The sequence below is a fragment of the Methylobacterium sp. UNC300MFChir4.1 genome, from assembly GCF_900110155.1.
GTDB lineage: Bacteria > Pseudomonadota > Alphaproteobacteria > Rhizobiales > Beijerinckiaceae > Methylobacterium.
In genome coordinates this window covers 77305-99802 of sequence record NZ_FOCS01000021.1, presented here as the reverse complement: position 1 = coordinate 99802, position 22498 = coordinate 77305, and the positions used below count along the sequence as shown (strand labels likewise).

13 protein-coding genes and 1 pseudogene are annotated in these 22498 nt (G+C 69.1%); 4 read left to right on the top strand and 10 right to left on the bottom strand.

Annotated elements, in window-relative coordinates; translation table 11 throughout:
• The 9 genes and pseudogenes from BMY19_RS23695 to BMY19_RS23655 all read right to left on the bottom strand — a co-directional run.
• On the bottom strand, positions 1 to 1555 hold a 1555-nt coding region (locus tag BMY19_RS23695; RefSeq protein WP_244535001.1), incomplete at its 3' end, for a S8 family peptidase.
• A 755-nt stretch (positions 1556 to 2310) separates the two neighbouring features.
• Positions 2311 to 4944, bottom strand: a complete 2634-nt coding sequence (locus BMY19_RS23685; RefSeq protein WP_100253145.1) for a TonB-dependent siderophore receptor — start codon at positions 4942 to 4944, stop codon at positions 2311 to 2313.
• A gap of 117 nt (positions 4945 to 5061) precedes the next feature.
• On the bottom strand, positions 5062 to 6009 hold the full coding sequence (locus BMY19_RS23680; RefSeq protein WP_100253144.1) for a FecR family protein: 948 nt from the start codon (positions 6007 to 6009) through the stop codon (positions 5062 to 5064).
• A 72-nt stretch (positions 6010 to 6081) separates the two neighbouring features.
• Positions 6082 to 6591, bottom strand: coding sequence for an RNA polymerase sigma factor (locus tag BMY19_RS23675; protein WP_056524283.1), 510 nt, complete (start codon positions 6589 to 6591; stop codon positions 6082 to 6084).
• A 569-nt stretch (positions 6592 to 7160) separates the two neighbouring features.
• Positions 7161 to 8945, bottom strand: coding sequence for an ABC transporter ATP-binding protein (locus BMY19_RS23670; RefSeq protein ID WP_244535000.1), 1785 nt, complete (start codon positions 8943 to 8945; stop codon positions 7161 to 7163).
• Positions 8946 to 9200: 255 nt separating this feature from the next.
• On the bottom strand, positions 9201 to 9515 hold the full coding sequence (locus BMY19_RS23665; RefSeq protein WP_020095892.1) for a hypothetical protein: 315 nt from the start codon (positions 9513 to 9515) through the stop codon (positions 9201 to 9203).
• A gap of 301 nt (positions 9516 to 9816) precedes the next feature.
• On the bottom strand, positions 9817 to 10638 hold the full coding sequence (locus BMY19_RS23660; protein ID WP_100253142.1) for a hypothetical protein: 822 nt from the start codon (positions 10636 to 10638) through the stop codon (positions 9817 to 9819).
• Positions 10639 to 10996: 358 nt separating this feature from the next.
• Positions 10997 to 11248 (bottom strand): annotated as a pseudogene (locus tag BMY19_RS31445) (hypothetical protein); the annotation flags it as partial.
• A 48-nt stretch (positions 11249 to 11296) separates the two neighbouring features.
• Positions 11297 to 11701 carry a hypothetical protein gene (locus BMY19_RS23655; RefSeq protein ID WP_244534999.1) on the bottom strand — a complete coding sequence of 135 codons (405 nt, stop codon included), beginning with the start codon at positions 11699 to 11701 and terminating at the stop codon, positions 11297 to 11299.
• Positions 11702 to 12231: 530 nt separating this feature from the next.
• Here BMY19_RS23655 and BMY19_RS23645 point away from each other — a divergent pair.
• Entirely contained in the window at positions 12232 to 13689 is a 1458-nt protein-coding gene (locus BMY19_RS23645) for an FAD-dependent monooxygenase (RefSeq protein WP_100253139.1), read from the top strand.
• 185 nt (positions 13690 to 13874) lie between these two features.
• Here BMY19_RS23645 and BMY19_RS23640 read toward each other — a convergent pair whose 3' ends face one another.
• On the bottom strand, positions 13875 to 20234 hold the full coding sequence (locus tag BMY19_RS23640; protein ID WP_100253138.1) for an autotransporter outer membrane beta-barrel domain-containing protein: 6360 nt from the start codon (positions 20232 to 20234) through the stop codon (positions 13875 to 13877).
• A 597-nt stretch (positions 20235 to 20831) separates the two neighbouring features.
• Here BMY19_RS23640 and BMY19_RS23635 point away from each other — a divergent pair.
• The 3 genes from BMY19_RS23635 (at position 20832) to BMY19_RS23625 (ending at position 22348) form a co-directional block, all read left to right on the top strand.
• Positions 20832 to 21155, top strand: a complete 324-nt coding sequence (locus BMY19_RS23635) for an ArsR/SmtB family transcription factor (RefSeq protein ID WP_020095886.1) — start codon at positions 20832 to 20834, stop codon at positions 21153 to 21155.
• Between the two features lie 314 nt (positions 21156 to 21469).
• Positions 21470 to 21895, top strand: a complete 426-nt coding sequence (locus BMY19_RS23630) for a YeeE/YedE family protein (protein WP_100253137.1) — start codon at positions 21470 to 21472, stop codon at positions 21893 to 21895.
• A 3-nt stretch (positions 21896 to 21898) separates the two neighbouring features.
• Entirely contained in the window at positions 21899 to 22348 is a 450-nt protein-coding gene (locus tag BMY19_RS23625; RefSeq protein ID WP_042673736.1) for a DUF6691 family protein, read from the top strand.
• Positions 22349 to 22498 lie beyond the last annotated feature (150 nt).

Here is a 22498-nt window from a genome sequence, read left to right as displayed (position 1 = left end):
TGGACAGCGTGCCGCTGTTGGCCACGCCGCCGGCGATCACGCCGCTGCTGAGCGCCGTGCCGGCATTGGTCGCACCTCCGGAGATGGTGCCGGTGTTGATCAGGAGGCCGGCATTGCTGACGCTGCTCTGGGTCCAGCCGGCATTGAGATAGGTGCCGGCACTCTGGACGGAGACCGGTGAGGTCAGGCTGCCGCTGGCGGACAGGAACAGGGTGCCGCCGGCGACGGTGGTCGGTCCGGCATAGGTGTTGGTGCCGGCGAGTTCGAGGGTGCCGAGCCCGACCTTGGTCAGACCGCCGACGCCGGAGATGGCGTTGGCGAAGCGGCCGTAATAGGCCTGTCCGTTGTAGGTGGTGTTGACGGTCCAGTCGGAGGTGAACTGGCCCGGGCCGTCGATGGCCTTGCCGAGGTTGAGCAGGCCCCAGCCGAAGGTGGCGTTCGGGGCGTTGGCCGGACCGTCACCGAGATGGGTGGCGGTGGTGAACATGGTCTGGGCGATCTGCGGCGCCGTCAGGAACGGGAACGCCTGGAACAGCACGGCTGCAGCACCGGCCACGTGCGGTGCGGCCATCGATGTGCCGCTCTTAAGCCCGTAATTCGGGTCGTAGGGATTCTCACCCGATCCCATTCGGAGGGTTGAGTAGATGTCGACCCCCGGTGCGGACATGCACCAGTTCTTGGCGACGCCGCACAGATTACTGAAATCCGCGACGTTGTTGTTGCTGTCCAAAGCGACCACCGAAACGACGTACCCGTCGAGGCCGGAGAATCTGATCTGACTTTGGTCTACCGGATTTCCCGCATCGTCGACGAAGCGGTACACTCCCGCGTTCGCGTTCTCTGGGCTGACATACGGAAAAAGCCCACCGTTGATCGGGTTTTTATAGCTGGCTTGATTGTAGATCGTATGCTCGTTTCCGGCAGCCCGGACCATGAGCACGCCCTTCGCGGCCGCGTACTTCATGGCGTCGTACTCGGCCTGCGCTCCGCTCAATGTATAGGTCTGGTAGGACGTTCTCTCGTAGCGAAAATCGTCCCCGAAGCTGCCATTCAGAACCCGGGCACCCCGATCTGCCGCATACCGCGTCGCTTCATTGACGTATCTGAGATCGACCGCGGCGAGGATCGTGCTGTCGAAAGCGACGCCCATCATGCCCCGGCCGTCGAAACTCGCCGCCACGGTGCCGGACACGTGCGTGCCATGCCCCCCGATGGGATCATCGGCGGTGGGAAGGTCGGTGTCGCGGAGCCGCGTCTCGCCGGGGATGAAGTTCCGCGACGCCGGCGAGATGCGGCCGATGAATTCAGGGTGTGTCGGGTCGATCCCGCTGTCGACGACAGCCACCAGAACGCCGAGGCCCGTGAAGCCGCGCGCATAGGCCGTGGCGGCATCGATCTTGGCCAGCCCCCAATCGGCTCGATACTCCGGCATCCGGATGAAATCCGCTGCCGTCAATCCCGCGGTCGAGGGTGATCGCGCCGGCAGGCTCTGTCCAGCCACAGGTCCCAGAGCGAGTGCGAGCACGCCCAGCGAGGCGCCGATCAGCAATCCCATCCGCACACGGCCGCGCTTCCGCGTTCCGGAGCCGATACCTCTGCTCGGATCACAGGATCCGGTCACGGGCCCCGAACCGATATACTGTCGGACCATCGAACTGACCCCGGTCACGCCTGTCGCAAGCTTTGCGCGGGGCTTAGAAAATGCGGCCTCGACGAACTATCACATCGGGGCCACACTCGGCGTCGCGCGCGACAGCTTGAAACGGGGATCCCCCTTTCTGGAACGGATAGCCCCCCGGCAAGTGCGAGCTTGGGCCGAGCGCCGCGGTTCCGTGCGGCCAGATCGGGTCGGAACACCCGCGGGCGCAGCGTTCGATCCCCGCCACGTCGGACGGCTCAGCGTCGGTCCGGATCCGCGAGGCACGCAATCTTGGCGCGTGCGGCCGCCCTGTCCAGCGGCCCCGCGCATGACCGCCGAGCTCCGGAGGAGGTCTCATGCGATTCCTGGGGGCGGCGGCCGTTCGGATCGGCCCGTGCGGTCAGGCGACCGCCCAGAGCAAACCGAAGCGTAGCGGTTCGAAGGACGCACAGGAGCGGAATGGCGTTGTGACACGGCCGGACCATAGGATCGGGATCGCGGCGACCGGCTCGGCTTTCTCGGCGCCGCGACCGGCCGCTCCCGCCATGCGGCCACAGACACAGGCGGAAGGTTCGCGAGGCGGTAAAGCGGCGGGCCGACGCCCGCCGATTCCCCTCCGGTCCCGGCCGCCCGGAGACGGTCGGCGCCGCGCGCGTCATCGTCCGACGATCCTACCAGCGATAGGTGAGCGTCCCGAACACGCTCCGGCGGAACCCCTCGAAGACGTAGCCGGTGTAGAAGCCCGACGTGAAGTACCGCTGGTCGAAGATGTTGTTGGCGTTCACCGACAGGATTGCGCCCTTCCAGGCCGGGTTCAGCTGGGCGAGGTCGTAGTTCAGCGAGGCGTCGACGAGGGCGTAGGCCGGGATGCGATCGACGTTGGTGGCGTCCGTCCGCTCGCCGACGTAGCGCACGCCCGCCCCCGCCCGGAAGCCGGCGAAGGGCGAGTTCAGCGGGAAGGTGTAGTCGGCGAAGAGGGACAGGGTGTTGTCCGGCGCGTTCGGCAGGCGATTGCCGACGAGCGCCGGGTTGGTCGCGTTCCGCGTGACCTTCGTGTCGAGGTGAGCGTAGCCGAAGATCAGGTTGAACCCGTCGAACAGGCTCGCCTTGCCCTCCAGTTCGAAGCCCCGCGACTCCGCCGCGCCGGTCACGATGAAGAAGCCGGGGTTGCGGGGATCGGCCAGGGGGATGTTGGTCTGCGTGATCTCGAAATACGACGCGGTGACGAGCGCGTTGGTGCCGACCGGCTGCCACTTGACGCCGCCCTCGATCTGGCTGGCCTCGCGGGGCGGCAGCGCCGACCCGTCCGCCCGCTGGCCGGCGATCTGCGGGTTGAACGACGTCGAGTAGGCGGCGTAGGGCACGATTCCGGCGGCGAACTCGTAGCCCAGGGCGGCCCGGTAGCTCAGGGCCGAGAAGTTCTGGTTGTCGACCGTCGTCCGGTTGAGGGTCGCGACCGGCAGGTTCGGGAAGTTGAAGGTGGTCCGGACCTGCTGGTCGACCCAGTCGTTGCGCAGGCTCCCCGTGAGGATGAAGCCGTTCCACTTCATCTGGTCCTGGACATAGGCGCCCGTCTGCTGCTGGAGCGCCCGGGTCGAGACGTTCGTGCGCTGCGGGAAGTCGATGCCGAGGTTGTAGACCGGATTGTACAGGTCGATCAGGCGGTTCGCGGCGATCGTCGGGTAGCCGTTCGGGAAGGTCCGCGCGTCGCGGCGGTAGTAGTTCTGGAAGCCGACGCCGAAGACGACGTCGTGCTGGACGTCCCAGGTGTCGAAGCGCCCCTGGATATAGTTGTCGGTCAGGAGCCCCTGGCTCGACTGGTCGCGCAGGTACGGGAAGACCGAGACGGCGAGGAAACCGGGCGGCGTGAAGGCCGGGCTGGCGCCGACCGCGTCGAACTTCGAGGTGGTCTCGTAGGCCCGGAAGGCGGAGTGCAGCAGCCATCCCGGCGCGAAGCTGTGGTCGAGGATGTAGCCGATCTCCTTGTTCTCCAGAAGGCCGGTGTTGAAGTTCGGCTGCCCGACGAACGGGCTGCGCGGGAAGAAGCCGCGCGCGCTCGGCAGGATCGAGCCGACGATCGGCAGGCTCTGCTCCGAGCCGCCGCCGCGGTACTCGGCGTACTTGCCCAGCACCGTGAGCGACGTGTCGGCGTCCGGCCGCCAGGTCAGAGCCGGGGCGATGAAGGTCCGGTCATCCGGCGTGTACTTGACCTGGCTGTCGGCGTTGCGGACGAGGCCGGTCACCCGGTAGGCGAATTGCGGCGCCCCCTCGACCGGGCCGGACAGGTCGAAGCCGGCCTGGATGCGCCCGTAATTGCCGCCCTGGATGAACACCTCGTTGAACGGCACGAAGGTCGGGCGCTTCGAGACGAGGTTGATGATGCCGCCCGGCTGGCCCTGGCCGTAGAGGACCGAGATCGGCCCCTTCACGACGTCGATGCGCTCGTAGGCGTAGGGCTCGATGTTCTGGTCGAACGAGTTGAAGCCGTAGCGCAGGCCGTCCTCGTAGACGCTGTCGAAATTGTTGGCGTTGAACCCGCGCAGCGTGAAGGTCGGACCGCCCTGGCCGCCGGGATAGTCGACGGCCTGGACGTTGGGCGTGTAGGCGACCGCGAGGTTGACGTCCTGCACGCCCCGGACATTTAGCTCGTCGCGGGTGATGACGCTGACGGTGGCGGGCGTTTCCAGGATGGAATCGTTGCCCTTCGAGCCCGCCGTTGACCGGGTCGCGACGAAGCCCGTCGTCCCGAAGGTCGGCTGCTGGGCCTCGACCGAGAGCTCTTCGAGGGTGACCGACGCGGCGGCCGCCCCGACCGGCGTCGGCGCGTTCGAATCCCCCGGCGGCAGGGACGCCTGGGCGTAGCGCGGGTTCACGAGCGTGATCGTCGCGTGCTTCGCCGCGCGGTAGGTCAGCCCCGTCCCGTCGAGCAGCTGCGTCAGCGCCTCCAGGGGCAGGACGTCCCCCTCGACGCCCCGCGTCGCGAGGTTCTCGGTCAGCGCCGTCCGGTAGGCCAGCGACAGACCCGTCCGCGCGATGAGGCTCGCCAGGGCCGGCTCGAGGGGGCCGGGCGCGATCGAGAGCCGAACGCGCCGCTCCGAGAGCGCGCGCGGCGGCGCGGCATCGCCGGTGGCGACGGGCACGATGTTGAGCCGCTCGCCCGCCCGCACGAAGGTCGGGGTGATCGAACGGTCCTGCGCGGCCGACGCCTGCCCGAGCGCGATCAGGGACGCGCTCGCCAGGGCCGCACCGCGCCATGGACCGCCCGGCGCGCGGCCGAGCGTGCCGCCAAGATCCCACACTGCCATTCATGCCCCCGTTCCGCGGAGGGCGGCGCGCTCGGCGCGCGCTCCGTGGCCCTCACGGACAAACGACAATCGAGGCGCGAAACTCCTGACCTCCCCGCGTCGGTTTTTTTCGCCTCGTCAGGCCGGCGGCCTGACGAGGACGAGGTACGGAGTCAGGCGCGTGACGCGCAGGCCCATCGTCGCGGCCAGAACGTCGAGCGCGTCGTCGGTGTCGCGGATGTCGAGCGTCCCGCTGAAGCGCTGCGCGCCGAGCCCCGAACCGAGCAGGACGATGCGCCCGCGCCGATAGCGGTTCAGGTCGGCCACGACCGCGGCGAGGGGCTGCCCCGTGACGACGAGCTTGCCCTCCCGCCACGCCGTGGCGCGCCCCACATCGCCGCGCTCGACCATCAGATGGCCGTCGGCGCTCCGGAGGGCGACCTCGCCGGCTCCGATGGTCACGGCGCCCGCGGTCGTCGACGCGTCCACGCGCCCCTCCGCCACGCCGACCGGTTCGGCGTCCCCGCCGGCCCGGACGAAGAAGCGCGTCCCCACAGCGCGCACCCGCAACCCGCCGCCGTAGACCACGAAGGGTCGGGCGCTGTCGGGCACGACATCGAACACCGCCTCGCCGCGCAGCAGGTGGACGTCGCGCGCGGCGGCCGTGAAGTGCAGGGCGAGCGCGGTGTCGGTGTTGAGGGCGGCGCGGCTGCCGTCGGGGAGCCGCGCCGTCTCGATGTCCCCAATTCCGGTCCAGACGTCGGCGCGGACACGGTCGAGGATCCCGCTCTCGTAGGTGATGAATCCGGACAGGCCCAGCGCTGCCGCGAGGCCGACGAGGCGCGTCGGCGGCGGCCGCCTGCGCCGGCGCGTATCGGGCACGCGCCCGGCGATGCCCCGCCACACCTCCATCTCCGCGTAGGCCTCGGCATGGGCCGGGTCGGCGGCGCGCCAGGTCTCGAAGGCTGCCCGGTCGGCGTCGGTCGCGTCGGGGGAGGACAGGCGAACCACCCAGAACGCGGCCCGCGCGTAGATCGGGTCGTCCGCGGCCTCGTCGTCGCCCGCGGGCTTGCGCTCCTCCTCCATGTCGACCCGCTGCCCGCTCCGCCCGTCCGACCTATGAAGACCATCGAGGCCGCGAACTCCTGACGTGCCCGATCAGAAAAACTCGTGACACGCGCGGCGAATGTGCAGCAGCGCCTTGATGAGGTGCTTCTCGACCATGTTGCGGCTGACGCCGAGACGGACGGCGACCTCCCCGTTCGAGAGGCCCTCGACGGTGCTGAGCAGGAACGCCTCCCGGCAGCGCGGCGGCAGCCCGTCGATCGTTGCCGCCACGAGGCGCAGCTGCTCGCGGGCGATCACCTGCGTCTCGGTCTGGGCGTGCCCGTCCACGACGCTCGACAGTTCGAGATCGGTCATGGATCGGAAGAGGCGCGCTTCGAACCGGCGGCGCTTGCCGAGATTGGCGGCGACGTTGCGCGCGAGGTGGAACAGGAAGAGGCGCGGATGCTCCAAGTCGGTGGTCGTGAGTGCTTTGACGAGGCGAAGATACGTCTCCTGCGCGGCGTCGGCTGCGTCGGCAGGGTTCCCGAGTTTGCGAAGAAGGAACCGCTGGAGGTTCAGGTTCTCACTGCGATGTAGGGCATCCAATGATACCGCCGCCATAACTCCAATCCTCAGGTGCCTCGCCGACGCACACGAGCGCGCGGCGCCGACCGATTAGACTGTCACGCCGAGGATAGACGCAAGCGTTCTGAACGCTTTTATCCGATCTAAACTGATGCACCTGCTCTCAGCCAAACGCTTGTTCGGCCGCAACGAAACAGCGATGCGAATGCAGGGCCTTGAACTGGAATAGTTCTAGTAGAACGGCTGTTTTCCATGTTCTGTTGCAAATCTGCGGCATGGATCGGGGCATGCCGGTGGCGTTCTGGGACCCGGCTTCGCGCCGTTCGTGGTCGAGACGCGCTCAGCGTCCCGGGGCGGCCTTCCGTCAGACGTCGAACGCCCACGTCCTCGACATGGTGCTCGAACCCGGCCGATCGCGGAGCCGCCCGTTCCGGCCACGCACCTTCGCCTCGCAACGCGGCCTGCACTCTGGCGCTGCGAGGGTCTGAAAAGGGTCGGACTTGGTCCGTGCGGCTATATCCGCTTCGCTACATCTGCCGTCCCACAGCAAAAATGGCGGCATTCCACCCGGAGCCGCCCTTCGGCTGTCGGCCCATCTCAGACGGTTACGCCTGTGATGGGGAAGCCGACAGGCGGACGTTCTGATCTCCTGGCCGTATCATGGAGGTGCGGTGCGTGACCGCGATGATGGTCAACCCGTCAACAAGGTCACGTAAGCCGTCCATGATGTGCCGCTCGGTCTCGTCGTCGAGGGCCGAACTGGCTTCGTCCAGAACGAGGATCGCCGGTTCGCCGTAGAGCGCCCGCGCGATGGCGATGCGTTGCCGTTCACCGCCCGACAGCTTGAGGCCCCGTTCGCCCACGACGGTCTCAAACCCTTCCGGCATGGCCTCGATGCGCGTGAGGATGGAGGCCTGCGCGGAGGCCCGGCGGAGGCGCTCCGCGTCGAACGGACGGCCCAGCACGATGTTGGCCGACAGCGTATCGTTGAGCAGTGTCACCTCTTGCGGCACGACGCCGACATGGTTGAACCAATCATCGCTCGCGATGCGAGTCAGGTCGGTTCCGTCGGCGAAGATGTGGCCGCCGCTCGGTTGCAACCCCTTCAACAGCAGGCGAACGACGGTTGATTTGCCTGCACCGGTCTCACCCGTAAGGAAGGTCGGCGTGCCGCGGCGAGCGACGAAGGAGAGGTCGGCAACGCCACGACCATTGGCGTAGCGAAAGCTGACGTTCTCGAAAGCGACGATGCCGAGGGACGGCCGGTAGGGCAGCGGATCGGCGGGCTCGAGCTCTTCCGGTGCTCTCCACATCATCGCTAAGGGCCGGAAGCGGGCCGCTGCTTCGACCGACTCCTTGATGGCCATGCCGACCATGTGGAACGGCTCATTCAACTGGATCAGCAACGTGTTCAAGAGCACGATGCCGCCAATCGAGATCAGGCCGCCCTCGAACCGGGGGACGAGGATCAGGAACGTGACCGTCAACTGCAAGGCTGCAGCGATGCCCAGAAGCCCACAGAAGGCGCTGCTCACCAGCGCGTAGCGCCGCAAATTCGCGAAGGCATCACCCGCGCTGGCAGTAAAACGCTCGGTGATCCATCGTTCGCCGCGTGTCTGGCGCAGGGTGTCGATGACGGCGATGGCGTTGCCGACCAGGCGCGCATTGGCCTGACTTTGATTCATCGCCTCATTGAGAGCGGGTTTGACTTTGCCGATACGCGTGTAGTCGAGCGCGATCACGACCACGCCGTAGATGAATATGATCAGGGCTATGTCCCAGCTGACGAGGTTGCCGAGGACTAGGACGCTGAAGGCGATCTGGACGCATCCAGGGAGCAAGCCTCCGAGCCCGAGCTGGGTGATGAGGTTCAGCGTCTGGGTTCCCTGCTGACGGGCAGTCCCGATCTCCGCGGCGTTGTGCTCCAGGAAGAAGGCTGGCGTCTTGTGTAGGAGGCGCGCAAAGAAGGCCGTATTTGCAATGAACGATAGACGCTCCGCGCAAAGCACGATCAGGAACCGTGATCCAATGCCCAGAGCTTTCGCGCATCCGAACAGGAACGCGTAGGACATGAGGAGCGGGAGCGCGTCGGACCGCACTTGTCCGCGGGCCAGATCGTCGACGGCGCGTGAGAAAAGGTACGGAGCCGAGATCGAGGCCAATGCACCGAGCAAACTGGCCAAGATCACCGCGATGGTCGTCAGGCGGGCGTCACGCCAGTAGGCTCGCAGCAACGCGTTCAGAATCGATATCATTCGCAATTGCCAGGGAAAATCCTGAGGGCGATTTTCGAATCCCTCGCAAGCTTGAGGAATGCAAGATTTTTCGCAGCAACCCGCGACTGGATCTGTCCGCCGCGATGCATCCGCCGTCCGGGTGAGGACGGGCAAGAAGCCGACTATCCCGAATAGTCGCCCTATTCTGCCCTATGACCGAATGACGATCGAATACCCGATATCAACACGCTATATGTCCGGCGCAGGATACATCACATACTGCCATACCAATCGATCATCCCTCACGCAATCCGGAAATTCGAACTGCTCCGATCCAAGCATCAATACAAGTTCTATTTTTCGGAAAGCCAGAATGAACCAATAGGACCTGAGTACGAGAGCACCGCTTGACGCAGATCTGCACGCGATTCAATTGGGTTTCCCATCTTCCGCGATGTCCGCCGTGAGCGGGCCGGCGGCCATTTCCTCGATGTGTTCAATCGCGGCTTTCAGACTTATGAACGCGCCCAGCGGGCCGCGCAGGTGTACGACTATCTTTCGCCGACTGATCGGGGTGCCGTCCGCGCTGGGCTCGGAGAGCATCATCTCGAGAGCGAGGCGACCGACGCCTCCTCCGACGCCATGCGTCGATGTGGCTTCGAAGTAGATGACGGGAGCTTCGAGAGTACCTTCGACCTCACTGGGGACGATCGGAACGGAGCTGATCTTGGGACGGCTGGTCAACGGTGTGTCTCCGGTGTTGGCCGCGTCGAGGGTGCAACCGGCCACATTGAGCACGCCATGCGGGCGTGCGCCTTCGCCGATGTCCTTCCATCGCTGCCTGTTCGACCTCCTCTGTCGCGTGCCAACGGTCGCCCGACAGAGCCACGGTGCGCCCCTATTCAAAAGTGTCGGGACGATCATCGTCTCCCTGAGAGAGCGAACAGAGGACGAGCGTCACCTGGATCGAGAGGCGGACCGTCGATCCTGAGCAGCAAATGCTCCGGCGACGGCACCGCCCCACCCTCCACTTCGAGAATTCCGCTCACGGGATGACAAAGGGATCCTCGAAGCCGTCGGGATACGTCGAGCAGGCCGGGGCGTCATTGAGCTTCCGACACGGCCATTGCGATCGGGCAATTCGATCGACGAGCTCGAAACGAGAACCGGTCCAGTGGACGAAGCCGAAGTGGGCCCAAGGGCCCGCGGCCTTCGGATCGTCCTTCTCGAATGGTGGCGAGTCAGGATCGAATTCCATGATCCAGCGCATGGTGGGCGCATAAGGCAGCTTGTCGTCGAGCAGAAACAGGACGCTGCCGCCGTACTTCGTCTGACGCACGCGGTCGTCGGAGCTCAGGACCGGATCCGTCGGCAGCACGTCCGCACTGACATCCCGCAAGGCGCCGTCGGCAGCGAACCGAAAAGCCTTCCGACCCATGCCGTTGTGGCAATCCAACCCCGCCTCACCCTCGTCGCATCGTACGGGCCAGATCAGGTACACGGTGTCTCGGGGGTCCGCTCCCTCGAAGCTGCGGACCATGAACGCGCCGGCCCCCAGCGTGAAGTCAGGACGGCGCCCGAAGCCGGGAGCCGCCAGGTAAAAAGCTTTGCGCAGATCCTCACGGCGCGTGTCACGTTCGAGGTCGAACGCTCGGACAGGGAGGGCCAAGACAGCGTGTGCCACATGCTCAGGAGCCGGGCCGAAGCAGTGATCGTCGAAATGAAGCCCGAGGAACGAGGTCCCTCCGCCCGCGTCGTGGGGCTTGCAGATCGCCCCCATGGTCCGCCCAACCTCGAGGGGCATCCACGGACTTGGCATGATCGCCGGGACCCGAGGAAAGACGGGTTCGGCGTCAAACAGCTTCATGGCCGCGGGACGCACGATGGCCCCACGTGCGTCACCCAGTCCCGGAGCATGCCCTCGCGCGCACCCAATGCTGTAAAATCCGACCAGTGATGCGGCCACAAAGAGACGGGATAAGGATTTCATCCGACGACCTTGTCGCACGTCCGCGAATAAGCGATGTCACCAGCTATGGTTCAGCAGGAACTCGGCCCTGTATGGTAGGCGAATGTTAGGCTTGCTCATTGCCGCGAGCCACCAACATTCCTGCTCTGACTTCGGCAACCGTCGCAGACCCGTCGGACAAACCCGAGTCCGCGCAGCGCAAGCGCCTGTGTTCCTGTACGCCGCGTAACAGGCGTCGTCACGCCACGGCGATGAGCTAGTCCGCTGGACAAGCCCACCGAGGTCTATGGTTTTGCGAGCCTGCGCCGTCACCTGCAGTGAACCGCGGCGGCTTTCCCGGAGCCTGTCCGGTTCGGGTCAGGCACCCAAGGCTCGGACCTCGGCTTCGGCAGAAGCGGCGGGTTTCCGTCTCGGCGGAAGGCAGCGTGCCGATCGGTTCGAGCGGCCGCCGGTGGTTGAACCAGTCGACCCATTCGAGGGTGGCGTACTCGACCGACTCGAACGAGCGCTCAAGATCTCACGCCGCAGCGTCCATCGCGCCCTACAGGACGCAGCTTCACCGGAATCGCTCGGGCCGTCCCCGCCCCTCGAATGACTGGTCGGGCCGCTCGCGCCCCTCGTGTGACTGTACCATCGGGCTCCAGAAGCCATCCGGCGACCAACTGTGCGGCTGCACGGGAACATGGCCGCCGTCCCAGTTGCGAGGCCTCATGTCAGCGATCAGCCTCGACCCAGTGTCGTAGCGGTACATCTCACGGCGGTCGCCATCGGCCCGGCGTCGCACCGCGCTCAGGTCCGTGGTGATGTCGATGGGAGCCATCTTCCGGGAAGCGCTGCGCGGCGCGCGCTTCGCGGTCACGGGCTTCGCATCGAAATAGTCACGGTAATCCCCGTACGACTCGACCGCCATCGCGCCGACCGTCGATCCGAGAAGTATGGCGGCTGCGAGCAACGTCTTCACTATCCCACACCTTCTGCATGCACGGTGGCGTCTAGCAGATCCGCGTTTACGTCGGCCCGCCGAACCGTGTAGGATTGTAGGCGATCTTCCAGAGATTGCGGTGACGTGCAGCACAGGCCGGATGCCGCTCAGGCCGCACGAAGGCGCGGCTCTCCAGCTCTCACGCGGCTCCTGATTCTGCTCCGCCGCGCATCCCGATCTTCCTGGCGCAGGACAGCACGGACAACCGCGTGCTGCCGCGGGTGACCGAGGAGTATCGCGCGCGGCTGTGCCGAGCCGGCAGCCGGGTCGCGTTCGACCGCGTGCCTGGCGTGGGACATCTGTCGATGGCCAAGGACGCTGCGCCGACGGCTCTCGACCGGATCGGTGACCGCTCCGCCGGCGTGCGGGCACCGAGCGAGTGCGGCGAGCCTTGACCGCCGGACGGCGCCCTTTAGGGTCGGGTCCTTCCGCTGGGCGAATTCGAGACTGAGGTGAGACCGCCTCAGGATATGCGACCGAGCGAGCCACGTGGCGCGGGAGGCGGGTCCATGACGGACATTCTCATCGTCGGCGCGGGGCCGGTCGGTCTGACCATGGCGGCGGAGCTGGCCCGCTACGGCGTCGGAGTGCGCCTGATCGACCGCGCCCCGCACGCCACGGAGACCTCGAAGGCCCTCGTGGTCTGGTCGCGCACCCTCGAACTCATGGATCGCATGGGTTGCACGCGAGCCTTCCTGGATGCGGGACTGCGCGCTCCCGGTGCCTCGATCCGCAGCGGCGGCAAGGTGCTCGGCAGCCCGCGCCTGGAAGGCGTGGCGAGCGCGTACAACTTCGCCTTGATGATCCCACAATGCGAGACGGAGCGCCTGCTCACCGCGCAGCTGGGCGCCTTCGGCGTCGAGATCGAGCGTCAGGTCGAGCTGGTCGACTTCGCCGAGACGGCGGACGGCATCGACGCGCACGTGCGACACGCCGACGGACGCGAGGAGACGGTGAGGACGCCGTGGCTGATCGGCTGCGACGGTGCTCACAGCACGGTCCGGCACAAACTCGGCATCCCGTTCTCCGGCTCGGCGCAGGGGGACGACTGGCTGCTCGCCGACGTGCGCCTCGAGGGGCCCGCAGCACCGCCCGCGGACGAGATCGCGACCTACCTGCACCGTGACGGCCCCTTCGTCGTCTTCCCGATCCCGGGCGGTCGGGCGCGCGTCATCGCGACGGTGGGCAAGGCGGATGCGGCGCACCCACGGCCGGAGCCCACCCTCGACGACGTGCAAGCCCTCGTCGATCAGCGCGCCGGCGGCGGCTTCGGCGTGTCTGACCCGGTCTGGTTGACGCACTTCCGCATCAACGAGCGCAAGGTCGCGGATTACCGGCGCGGGCGCGCCTTTCTCGCCGGCGATGCGGCGCACATCCACAGTCCCGCAGGCGGACAGGGGATGAACACCGGTATGCAGGACGCGGTGAACCTCGCCTGGAAGCTGGCGATGGTGGTGCGGGGTCAAGCGAGCGCGTCCCTGCTCGACAGCTACAGCCCAGAGCGCAGCGCGGTCGGGGAGCTGGTCCTGCGCAACGCGACCCGGCTGACCGACATGGCGACGCTGTCGAACCCGGCGGCGCAGACGGCGCGCAACCTCGCGCTGCGCTTCCTGCTCGGCCTCCATGTCGTCCGCGACCGGATGGCGACGCAGCTGAGCGAGATCGAGATCGCCTATGCCGACAGCCCGCTCTCCCTCGGACACGGCGCCGGCGCGCGTTGGGAGCCTGCTGCCTACGCGGGACCGCCCCCGGGCGCCGGCAGCGAGCCGCGCTTCGTCCTCTATGCGGCGGACGCGACGCGTGGGGCTGAACTGATCGAGCGCTTCCCCGGCCTGCTCGAACCGACGCGTCGGTCGCTGCCGAGCGGTTCCGACCTCATCGTTGTCCGACCCGACGGCTATATCGGTCTGGCTGCGAGGGACGGCGCGTGGGAGACCGCCGAGCAGTATCTGCGAGCCCTCGCGTAAGGTCCGAGCACCACCTGCTCCGCGCTCGTCTTCTGACCTCGCCGCATGCCCGACTTCTTCGGTCCTGGCCGATCCTCTCAATCAGCCCGGTCCAGAGCCAGTCGGTCAGGTCACACCGGCCTGTCCGTCACGCCCGCTTCGTCACCTCCGCCCACGCGACGTCTTGGAAATGGTCCACGTCGCGCTCAGAAGCGCAGCTGCATCCGAGCAGTCCCCGCATGCGAGAGGAAGTGATCGCCGACTTGACCCTGATACTCGCCGGTCACCTCGATGCCGCCACCGAGGCTGATCTGAAAGCCCAGCCCCATCTCGCCGAGGCGATCGGGGATCGACGATTCCGTAGCGAACAGGCCGAGAGCGCCGGTCCCCTGGAAGCTCGCCCGACCGGTGAAATGGTCGTCCGAGAGGAGCGTCACGCCGAGGATACCGTAAGGCCGGATCCAGCGCCCCGCATCGAGGTCGATCCGGCCGCCGATCTCCAGCATCGGGCTGAACGCCACCAGCGTCTTGGCGACCGGTCGCATGTCGAGGTTGAAGCCGGGGGCCCCGGTCTCTGAATAGGCGGGACTGTAGCTGTAGAGCAGATCCAGATCCGCGTAGGGCTTGAGATACCAATCGCCGAACAGGACTTGGTAGCTTGCCCGCAGCCGCCCGCCCGCCGAGAGGATCCCGGACTTGCTGCGCGCCGTGGCCGTGGCGCCGCCGAAGTCGATCAGGCGCCTGTTCTCGGCCCACGAATAGCCGAGATTGGCCGATGCCGCGAGCAGCCAGGGGCCGATCTGGTGCTTGAGCGCCGCCGAGACATCGCCGGCATCGCTGGTCGTCCCGGTGATCCGGTCGGGATCGCTCTGGATGGCGCGGATGTAGGCGCCGGTCAGACCGAAGAACCAGTCAGGGGCGAACTCGGTCTGGAGGCCGGTCTGGTAGCTGAGGGCGGTCTGGCGATAGCCGCCGTCCTCCGCGGTCGCGGAAAGGGTCGTGTGGGCGCTCGTGATCCGCCCCCAGACACACTCGCCCTCACGCAGGAGCGTGCCGGTGCCGCTGAAGGCCGGACAGCTCATGGCCCGCTGAAGACCTTTGCGGGTGTCGAGCGTCCGGTCGGTCAGGCTGTCCTGGTTGGACTCGGGCTTCAACTCGTCGAGGGCGGCGGCGTAGGCCTTCTGGCTGTCGACCGAGAGGAAGCGCCCGTAGAGCGTTCCGAGCTGCCTGGTATTGCCGTCCCAGGCATCCTGCAGGCCCTGCGCGACGCTGCGCTGGTCCGGCGTGAGCGTGACGCCCGTCGGCTCCGTGAACCGGGCTCTCGGGACCAGGGAGAGGGTGTCGCCCGACGCGACGATCGACCAGGAGATCGGAACCGCGCCGGAATGGAGGCTGCTGCCGACAGCCATGGCGCCGCTCTCCACGACCTGACCGGCCCGGAGGAAGGCGTACCGGCCGGGCAGCAGCCCGTCGATCAGATGCGGCTCGACGAGGCCCTTCAGCGATGCGGTACCGGTGACGGTGAGGAGATCGGCGCGCAGGGCCCCCTCCGGGGCCAGGGGCGCCACGTCGACGAGCATCCGCCCGTACGCGCTCTGCTCGAAATTGCCGGTCACCGTCGCTCGGGCGACCTTGCCGACGCCGCCGATGTCGAGGGTGGCGCTGTTGTGCAGGCGGCCGTTCGGCCCCAGGGCGATGACGCCTTCGGGTCCGGTGCGCAGGATTGCCGAGGTCCCACCCGTGTTCTGGAAACCGCCGTTGACGAAGGTGACGCCCCCCGCCTGGCCGGCGGCCAGGTCCACGTCGCCGATCACGGTGCCGTAATTGTTGATCTCGCCGGCGGAGAACGCGCCGACGATGGCCCGGCCCGAAGCCGCGCTGACCACGGCGCGCCCGCCGATCACGATCGTAGTGGAGCGCCCGCCGTCGATGCGGATCGCCGCCCCGGTGCCGCTGCCGCCCGTGACGAGGCCGTTCACCTGGAGGTTGATCCTGCCGCCCCGCTCCGGGTCGGGTTCGAGGCTCCCGTCGGTGCGTTGGACGCCGGACTGGACGAAGATCGCGTTCGCGTCGCGGCCCGACGCGATGATCGATCCGGACGACGCGACGGAGATGTCGCCGCCCTTGCCGGTCGCGTTCAGACGGCTCTGACCCGACGCCCCGGCGGCCGGGCCGGTGAGGTCCAGGAGCAGGCCGCCGCCGCCTCCGAGGCTCTGGGCGAGGAGGCCGTGGGACTGGGCGCCCGACGTGCGGATCGCGCTGCCCTCCTCCAGCGTCACCCGGATCGTCCCACCGTTGCCGTCGGACCCGTCGCGCAGGGCGTAGGGCACCGCGTATCCCATCGCCTGGTGCGCGCCGCCGTAGCCACCGCCGCCGCCGATCGACTGCAGCAGCAGCGCCGGCGCCGCGTCGCCGGCGGTGGAGACCTGCGCGCCCGCGGTCAGGCTCACCGCGACCGGGCCGCCGCTCCCCGAGGCGTCGCCCGCGCCGCCGATCCCGAACGTGTAGCGGTGGCCGCCCGGGCCGGCCGCCACCGAGGCGAGACCGCCGCCGCCGCCGATGCTCTGCGCCAGGATGCCCACCGCCCCGAAGCCCGTCGTGGCGACCGTGCCGGATTGCACGATCGTCACGCCGCCACCGTCGCCCGCCACGCGCCCAGAGCCGCCGAGCGTCAGGCTGCCGGATCTCTCGGAGACGCCGGCCGGATCCTCCGGTGGGGCGATCCGCTCGATGTCGAGCGCGGCGAGCAGGGCGTCCGCCAGCGCCTGGGCGTCGCTCTTCGTCCCGCCCTTCGTCTCGCTCTTGGTCTGGCTCTGAATCTGGCTCGCGCCCGGCTCCTTGGATGATTTCGTCCCCTCCGCCGCAGCGGCGGGGGTGTCGGCGTCGGGGGTGTCGGCGTCGGCCTCGGCGGAGGGCGCCGAGAAGCTTCCGCCACCGCCGCCGATGCTCTGGGCGACGACGGCATGCGCCTCGGCCCCGGCGGTGGTCACCGAGCCGCGGTTATCGACCTGGACAGATCCGCCCCGGGCGCCGGTCCCTCCCGATCCGCCGACGGTCAGGTTGAGCGTCAGGCCCTTGTTCGCTTGGCTGCCGGCGACCGTGGCGCCGACGCCGTTGCCGCCGCCGCCGCCGATGCTCTGCGCGTAGAGGCCGTAGGCGGCATCGTCCGCGGTGGCGACGGAACCGGTGTTCACGATCTTGGCCGTGCCGCCGATGTTGCCGCTGCCGCCCGTGCCGCCGAGCGTCGCCGTCACGGTCGTCCTGTTGGTCGCCTCCGCGTAGGCGAGGCCGCCCTGGCCGCCGCCGCCGCCGATGCTCTGCGCCAGGATGCCGTGCGCGCCGATCCCCATCGTCCGGACGGTGCCGCCGTTCTCGACCGAGACGCGACCGCCGTTCCCGCCCTGCGCGCCGCTCCCGCCGAGCGACAGGGTGAACGCCACGTCGGGCAGCTTGGTGGCGCCCTTCTTCTGCGCGTCCAGATAGCTCGAGACGCTGCCGCTGTAGGACTTGAGCGCCTTGCCGAAATCCGAGTTCTTGAGCTGATCCGCCAGGCCCTTGTACGTGTCGCTGGACTTGATGTCCTTCAGGAATCGATCGAGATCGTCCTTGTTCTCCTTGTCCTTCGCCCACTCTTGGTAGGCGGCGACACCGATCGTCTTCTTGATCTGCGTCCAGATCGTTCCGACGGTGTCGGGGTCGGAAACGTCACGCGCCGCGACGCTGCCGCCCATGCCGCCGCCGCCGCCGACGCTCTGCGCCACGATCCCGTGCGAGCCGTCGCCGCTGGTCGCGATCAGGCCGCCAGCGGCATTGGTGACGGTCACGTCCCCGCCGCTGCCGCCGCTGCCGCCCTGGCCGCCGAGCGTCAGGCCGACGGTGAGCTTGCCGACGGCCGATCCGGACACGGTGCCGCCGTTGCCGCCGCCCCCGCCGATGCTCTGCGCCTCGATGCCGTGGGCGTTCGACCCCCCGGTCGTGATCGCGCCCCGGTTCGTCACCGTGACCGCGCCGCCGACATTGCCCTTGCCCTTCCCGCCGCCGATCGTCTCCGTCACCGAGAGGGTATCGGCGATCGGAAGCTTTCCGACGAGGCCGTTCAGGGTCTTGTCGAAGGAGAAGCCGGGAGCCGCGAGGCTCGCGGCGTTGCCGCCGTTGCCGCCGCCCCCGCCGATGCTCTGCGCGAGGATGCCGACCGCGCCGGCTCCCCCGGTGGTGACGCTGCCGGACTGCGTGACCGTGACCGCGCCGCCGATCCCGGCGACGCCCGCGGTGCCGCCGACGCTCCGCGAGACCGTGACATTCTGCTTGAGGCTCAGGCTGTTGCTCGTCGCGGTCGCGCCCCCGCCATTGCCGCCGCCCCCGCCGATGCTCTGGGCCTGGATGCCGATCGCGCCGTCCCCGGACGTGCGCACCGCGCCGCTATTCGCGGCGGTGACGGTGCCGCCATTGCCGCCGCCGCCGCCCGTCCCGCCCAGCGTGGAGGTGGCGGACACGGCCATCTGGCCCGGCGGGGCGACCGCCAGCGCGTAGGCGGCGGCATCGCCGCCGATCCCGCCGCCGCCGCCGACGCTGAGGACCAGCAGCCCCGCGGCCGCGTCGCCGTAGGTGGTGACCCGGCCGGTATTGATCACGCCCGCCGGGCCGCCATTGCCGCCGTCGCCCCCCGAGCCGCCGATCGCGGTGGAGAAGGCGAAGCTCGGCAGCGACTGCCCGCTCGGCGTGGCCAGGGGCGTCGTGATCGCCGTCGCGCTGGCCAGGCCGCCGACGCCGCCGCCGCCGCCGATGCTGAGGACGGCCAGGCCGTCCGCCCCGAGACCGGCGGTGGTCACGGTGCTGCTGCTCTCGATGCGGGCCTCGCCGCCGTTGCCCCCCTTGCCGCCGGATCCGCCGATCGCCCACGACGCGGAGAGCGCCGCGCCCACCGCGATGCTCCTGACGTCGCCGCCGGCGCCGCCGCCGCCGCCGATGCTCTGCACCAGCACGGCCGTCGATCCCGTCCCGCCGGTCTCGATCGCGCCGGCCCGGCCGGTGAAGCGCGCGAGACCGCCATCACCGCCGCCGCCGCCGCTGCCGCCCAGGCCGACCGCGAAGAAGGCCCCGGCCGGGAAGGCGCCGCCACCGCTGCCACCGCTGCCACCGATGCTCTGCACCAACGCCCCGAAGGCCGAGTCGCCCTCGGTCGTGATCCGGCCACCCGCGTTGACGATCTCCGCGGTCCCGCCCGCGCCCCCGGTCCCGCCGGCCCCGCCGCGGCCGAACCAGAGCGAGATGCCTCCGGCCCCGCCGCCGCTCCCGGGCGCCACGTCGAGGGCCGCGAGCGGCAGGGCCGAGAGGGCGCTGCCGCCGCCGATGCTCTGCGCCACGAGGCCGGTCGCCCCGGCGCCGGACGTCGTCACCGTCCCGCTGTTGGTCAGGGTCACCGATCCGCCCGGGGCGGCATCGCCCCCGCCGCCGCCGCCGAACACCCCGCCGCCGCCCTTGCCGCCCGGCCCGCCGACCGATTGCGCCACGAGGCCCAGGGCGTAGTCGCCCGCCGTGACGATCGTGCCGCTCTGGGTCACCGTGACGGTCCCGCCGTCACCGCCCCGGCCACCGGGCCGGCCGCCGGCATCGGGCTGTATCCCACCGTTGCCGCCGATGCTCTGGACGAGGCCGCCGAGGGCAGAGTCGCCGGAGGTCCGGATGGTCCCGGCCATGTCGAGGCGCGCGGTGCCGCCCGCGCCGCCCGGCGTCACGAAGGGGTTGCTGTAGAAGGTCCCGGACCCGCGGATCGAGCCCGCGCCGCCGATGGACTCGACGATCACCGCGGTCGCCCCGACACCGTCGGTCGTCACCTGCCCGGAGCGTGTCACCGTGAGCGCGGCCGCGCCGCCGGCGCCGCCCCGTCTGGAGGCGGTCTGGTCGGCGTCGGTGCCCCCGCGGCCGGCATCGCCGCCGACCGCACTGACCCGGACCCCCAGGAAGGCCTGCCCCTCGGTCGCGACGCGGGACGACAGGGTCAGGGTCGCCGGCCCGGCATCGCCGCCGGCGCCGACATCCTTCTGGGCGTCGCCGCCGTTCCCACCCCGGGAGAAGACCCAGAACCGCGGGATCGGCCGGAACTGGAGCTGGGAGACGCGGGCGCGCGTCGTGTAGCCGACCTGATCCCCCTCTCCGCTCATATCCTCTCCGAGCGTCACCGCGACGGCACCGCCGCGCCCACCGCTCGCGCCGGGGACGGATGCCAGCCCCGGGATCGCATCGCCTCGCCCGCCCGCTCCGCCCACCGAACCGGTCCGGATCGTCGCGGCAGGGTCGTTGCCGGCGGCCGCGGCATCGACATCGATCAAGGACAGGTCAGGGCCGTCGGCACCGGGCGTCGCGACGACGTTCGACGCGATGACGTTGGCTCTTCCGTCGCGGCCGCTGGTGGCGGTCACCACCTCGGGCCGAGGTCGCTCCGCGGCGCGCGCCGGCAGGTCGAGGACCAGGACCAGGCCGGTGCTGGCCGCGACGACGAGCCGTCCGCCATCGCGGATCTGCCGGTCGCGGCGTGGGACACAGAGCTGACCTGGCCGGTGACCCATCAGGAACGCGTCTCTCTGCGCCGCTGTCTCAAGAAAAAAATCCGGGCCCTCGCGGCTCAGGGCAACCAGCGATCGTCCACACGAAGTTTTGAATGCATTCCTCTCACATGGTTAACAAAACGTTTAGGACGATCTTTCGGGCCGATGATGGTCCTATTTTTCCCAATTCTGGAGCAAATGTGCGGACTGAGATCGATATTTCTGACAGCGACCGAACCCATATTTCTTGGTAATTCACGATTTTTAGTATCCGAGTCCATGTTTAAACGTCCTCAGATATTCGAGGCCGCGCCTGGAGCGAATTGCACGCGTCGCGGGTGCAGCAATGTAGGTGCGGTGGATTTAGACGGTCGGCGTTGCCCACCCCGTCGGGGGACGCGTTTCACACCGCCACAGGCCGGAGACGGAACAGGAATGACGGCTGTCCCTCGACGACCGTCCTGCCGGGTCTCGTCGCCGCAGCCGGCCCTCGGAACCGGACAGGCTCGCCGAGCTGCTCGGTGAGGCGAGGCGCGCGCCGGCGTGGCAAATGGCGACGCCCGCGATATATTAGGATCCGCTAAATAAGAGACCCTGAGAGCGCCCGGATCCGGACCGATGGACGTCGTCACGCCGAACGAACTGCTGCGCCTTCAGGACAGGGCCGGCGACGCGGCCCGTCTGCTCCGTCTCCTCGCCAACGAGAAGCGCCTGCTCATCCTGTGCCTGCTGGTCGCCCGCGGCGAGATGGACGTGACGAGCCTCGCCGAGGCGGTCGGACTCAGCCAGTCGGCCCTGTCGCAGCACCTCGCCAAGCTGCGGGAGGACGGGCTGGTCGCGTACCGACGCGAGAGCCAGACGCTTCACTACCGCCTGGAGGATCCCCGGGTCGCCCGCGTGCTGGCGACCCTCAAGGACATCTTCTGCCCCGAACTCGCCTGACCGCGTCAGCCACGCAGGATCTCCACCGCGAGTCCCGAACGGTCCGGCCGGTTGCGCAGCCGCAGGCTCGGCCCGCTGCGGCGCGCCGCCATCGCGGCGATGGCGAGAGCGAGCCCGCGGCCCGTCGCGCGCGGCGACCGCGGAGGAAGCCCGCGTGCTCCGGGAAGCCGGCCGGCGCGTCGCTCCGGCGCTCGCAGGCTTGCCGCAGAACATTAGGGTACGCTAAATAAGAACCGTCTAATGTTCTCGCGCGGGACAGCGTTCTCCGCCGCCGAGCCGGGCCTCGCCTGGACCGGAGCTGTGGGCAGATCGAGATGGATGACTTCAACCCAGTCGGCGCCCTTCTCGGCGGAGCGATGATCGGCGCATCCGCGTCGCTCCTCCTCCTCCTCACCGGGCGCGTCGCCGGCATCAGCGGCATCCTCGGCAGCCTCCTGGTCCCGCCCGCGCGCGGGACCGCTTGGCGGGCCGCCTTCGTGGCGGGCCTCGTCCTGGCGCCGGTCGCTTACAGCGGTCTCGGGGGCGGCCTGCCGCCGGTGACGATCGGGGCTTCGTTCCCGCTCCTCGTCGTCGCGGGCCTGCTGGTCGGCTTCGGCGCGCGCCTCGGATCCGGCTGCACCAGCGGCCACGGCGTCTGCGGCCTCGGCCGCGGCTCGCCCCGCTCGCTGGCCGCCACCGGCACGTTCATGGCCGTCGCGATCCTCACCGTCCTCGTCGCGCGGCGTCTCGTCGGAGCCTGAGCCATGGCCAAGACCGTCTCCGCCCTCGCCGTCGGTCTCCTGTTCGGCCTCGGCCTCCTCGTCTCGGGCATGGCCGACCCGGCCAAGGTGCGCGCCTTCCTCGACGTGACGGGCCGCTGGGACCCGAGCCTCGCCCTCGTCATGGCGGGTGCCGTCGCGGTCTCGGCCGCCGGTTACCGCCTGGCGCTACGGCGCGGCCGGCCGGTGCTCGCGCCCAGGTTCGATGTCCCGACCCGGCGCGACCTCGACCTGCGTCTCATCGCCGGGGCCGCGATCTTCGGCCTCGGCTGGGGCCTGGTCGGCCTCTGCCCCGGCCCCGCCCTCACCATCCTGACGGTGGCCCCGGCCGAGGCCCTGACCTTCGTGGCGGCGATGGTCGCCGGCATGCTGCTGTTCCGCCTCGTGCCGCCGGTGCGTCCGAAGCCGAAGGCCGTGCCGGGAGCCGGCGCCTGAAGCGCACCGCTCGGGCGAGCGGGTTCGCGGCGTCGGGATCGGACGCTCCCGCCATGTCGTCCGCGTGCCGGCGTCGCCGTGCGCTCGCGGTCCGACAGCCTCAAGGCGACGCTCTGCGGGCGCGGCGGGCACGGCTCGGGTCCGGAATCC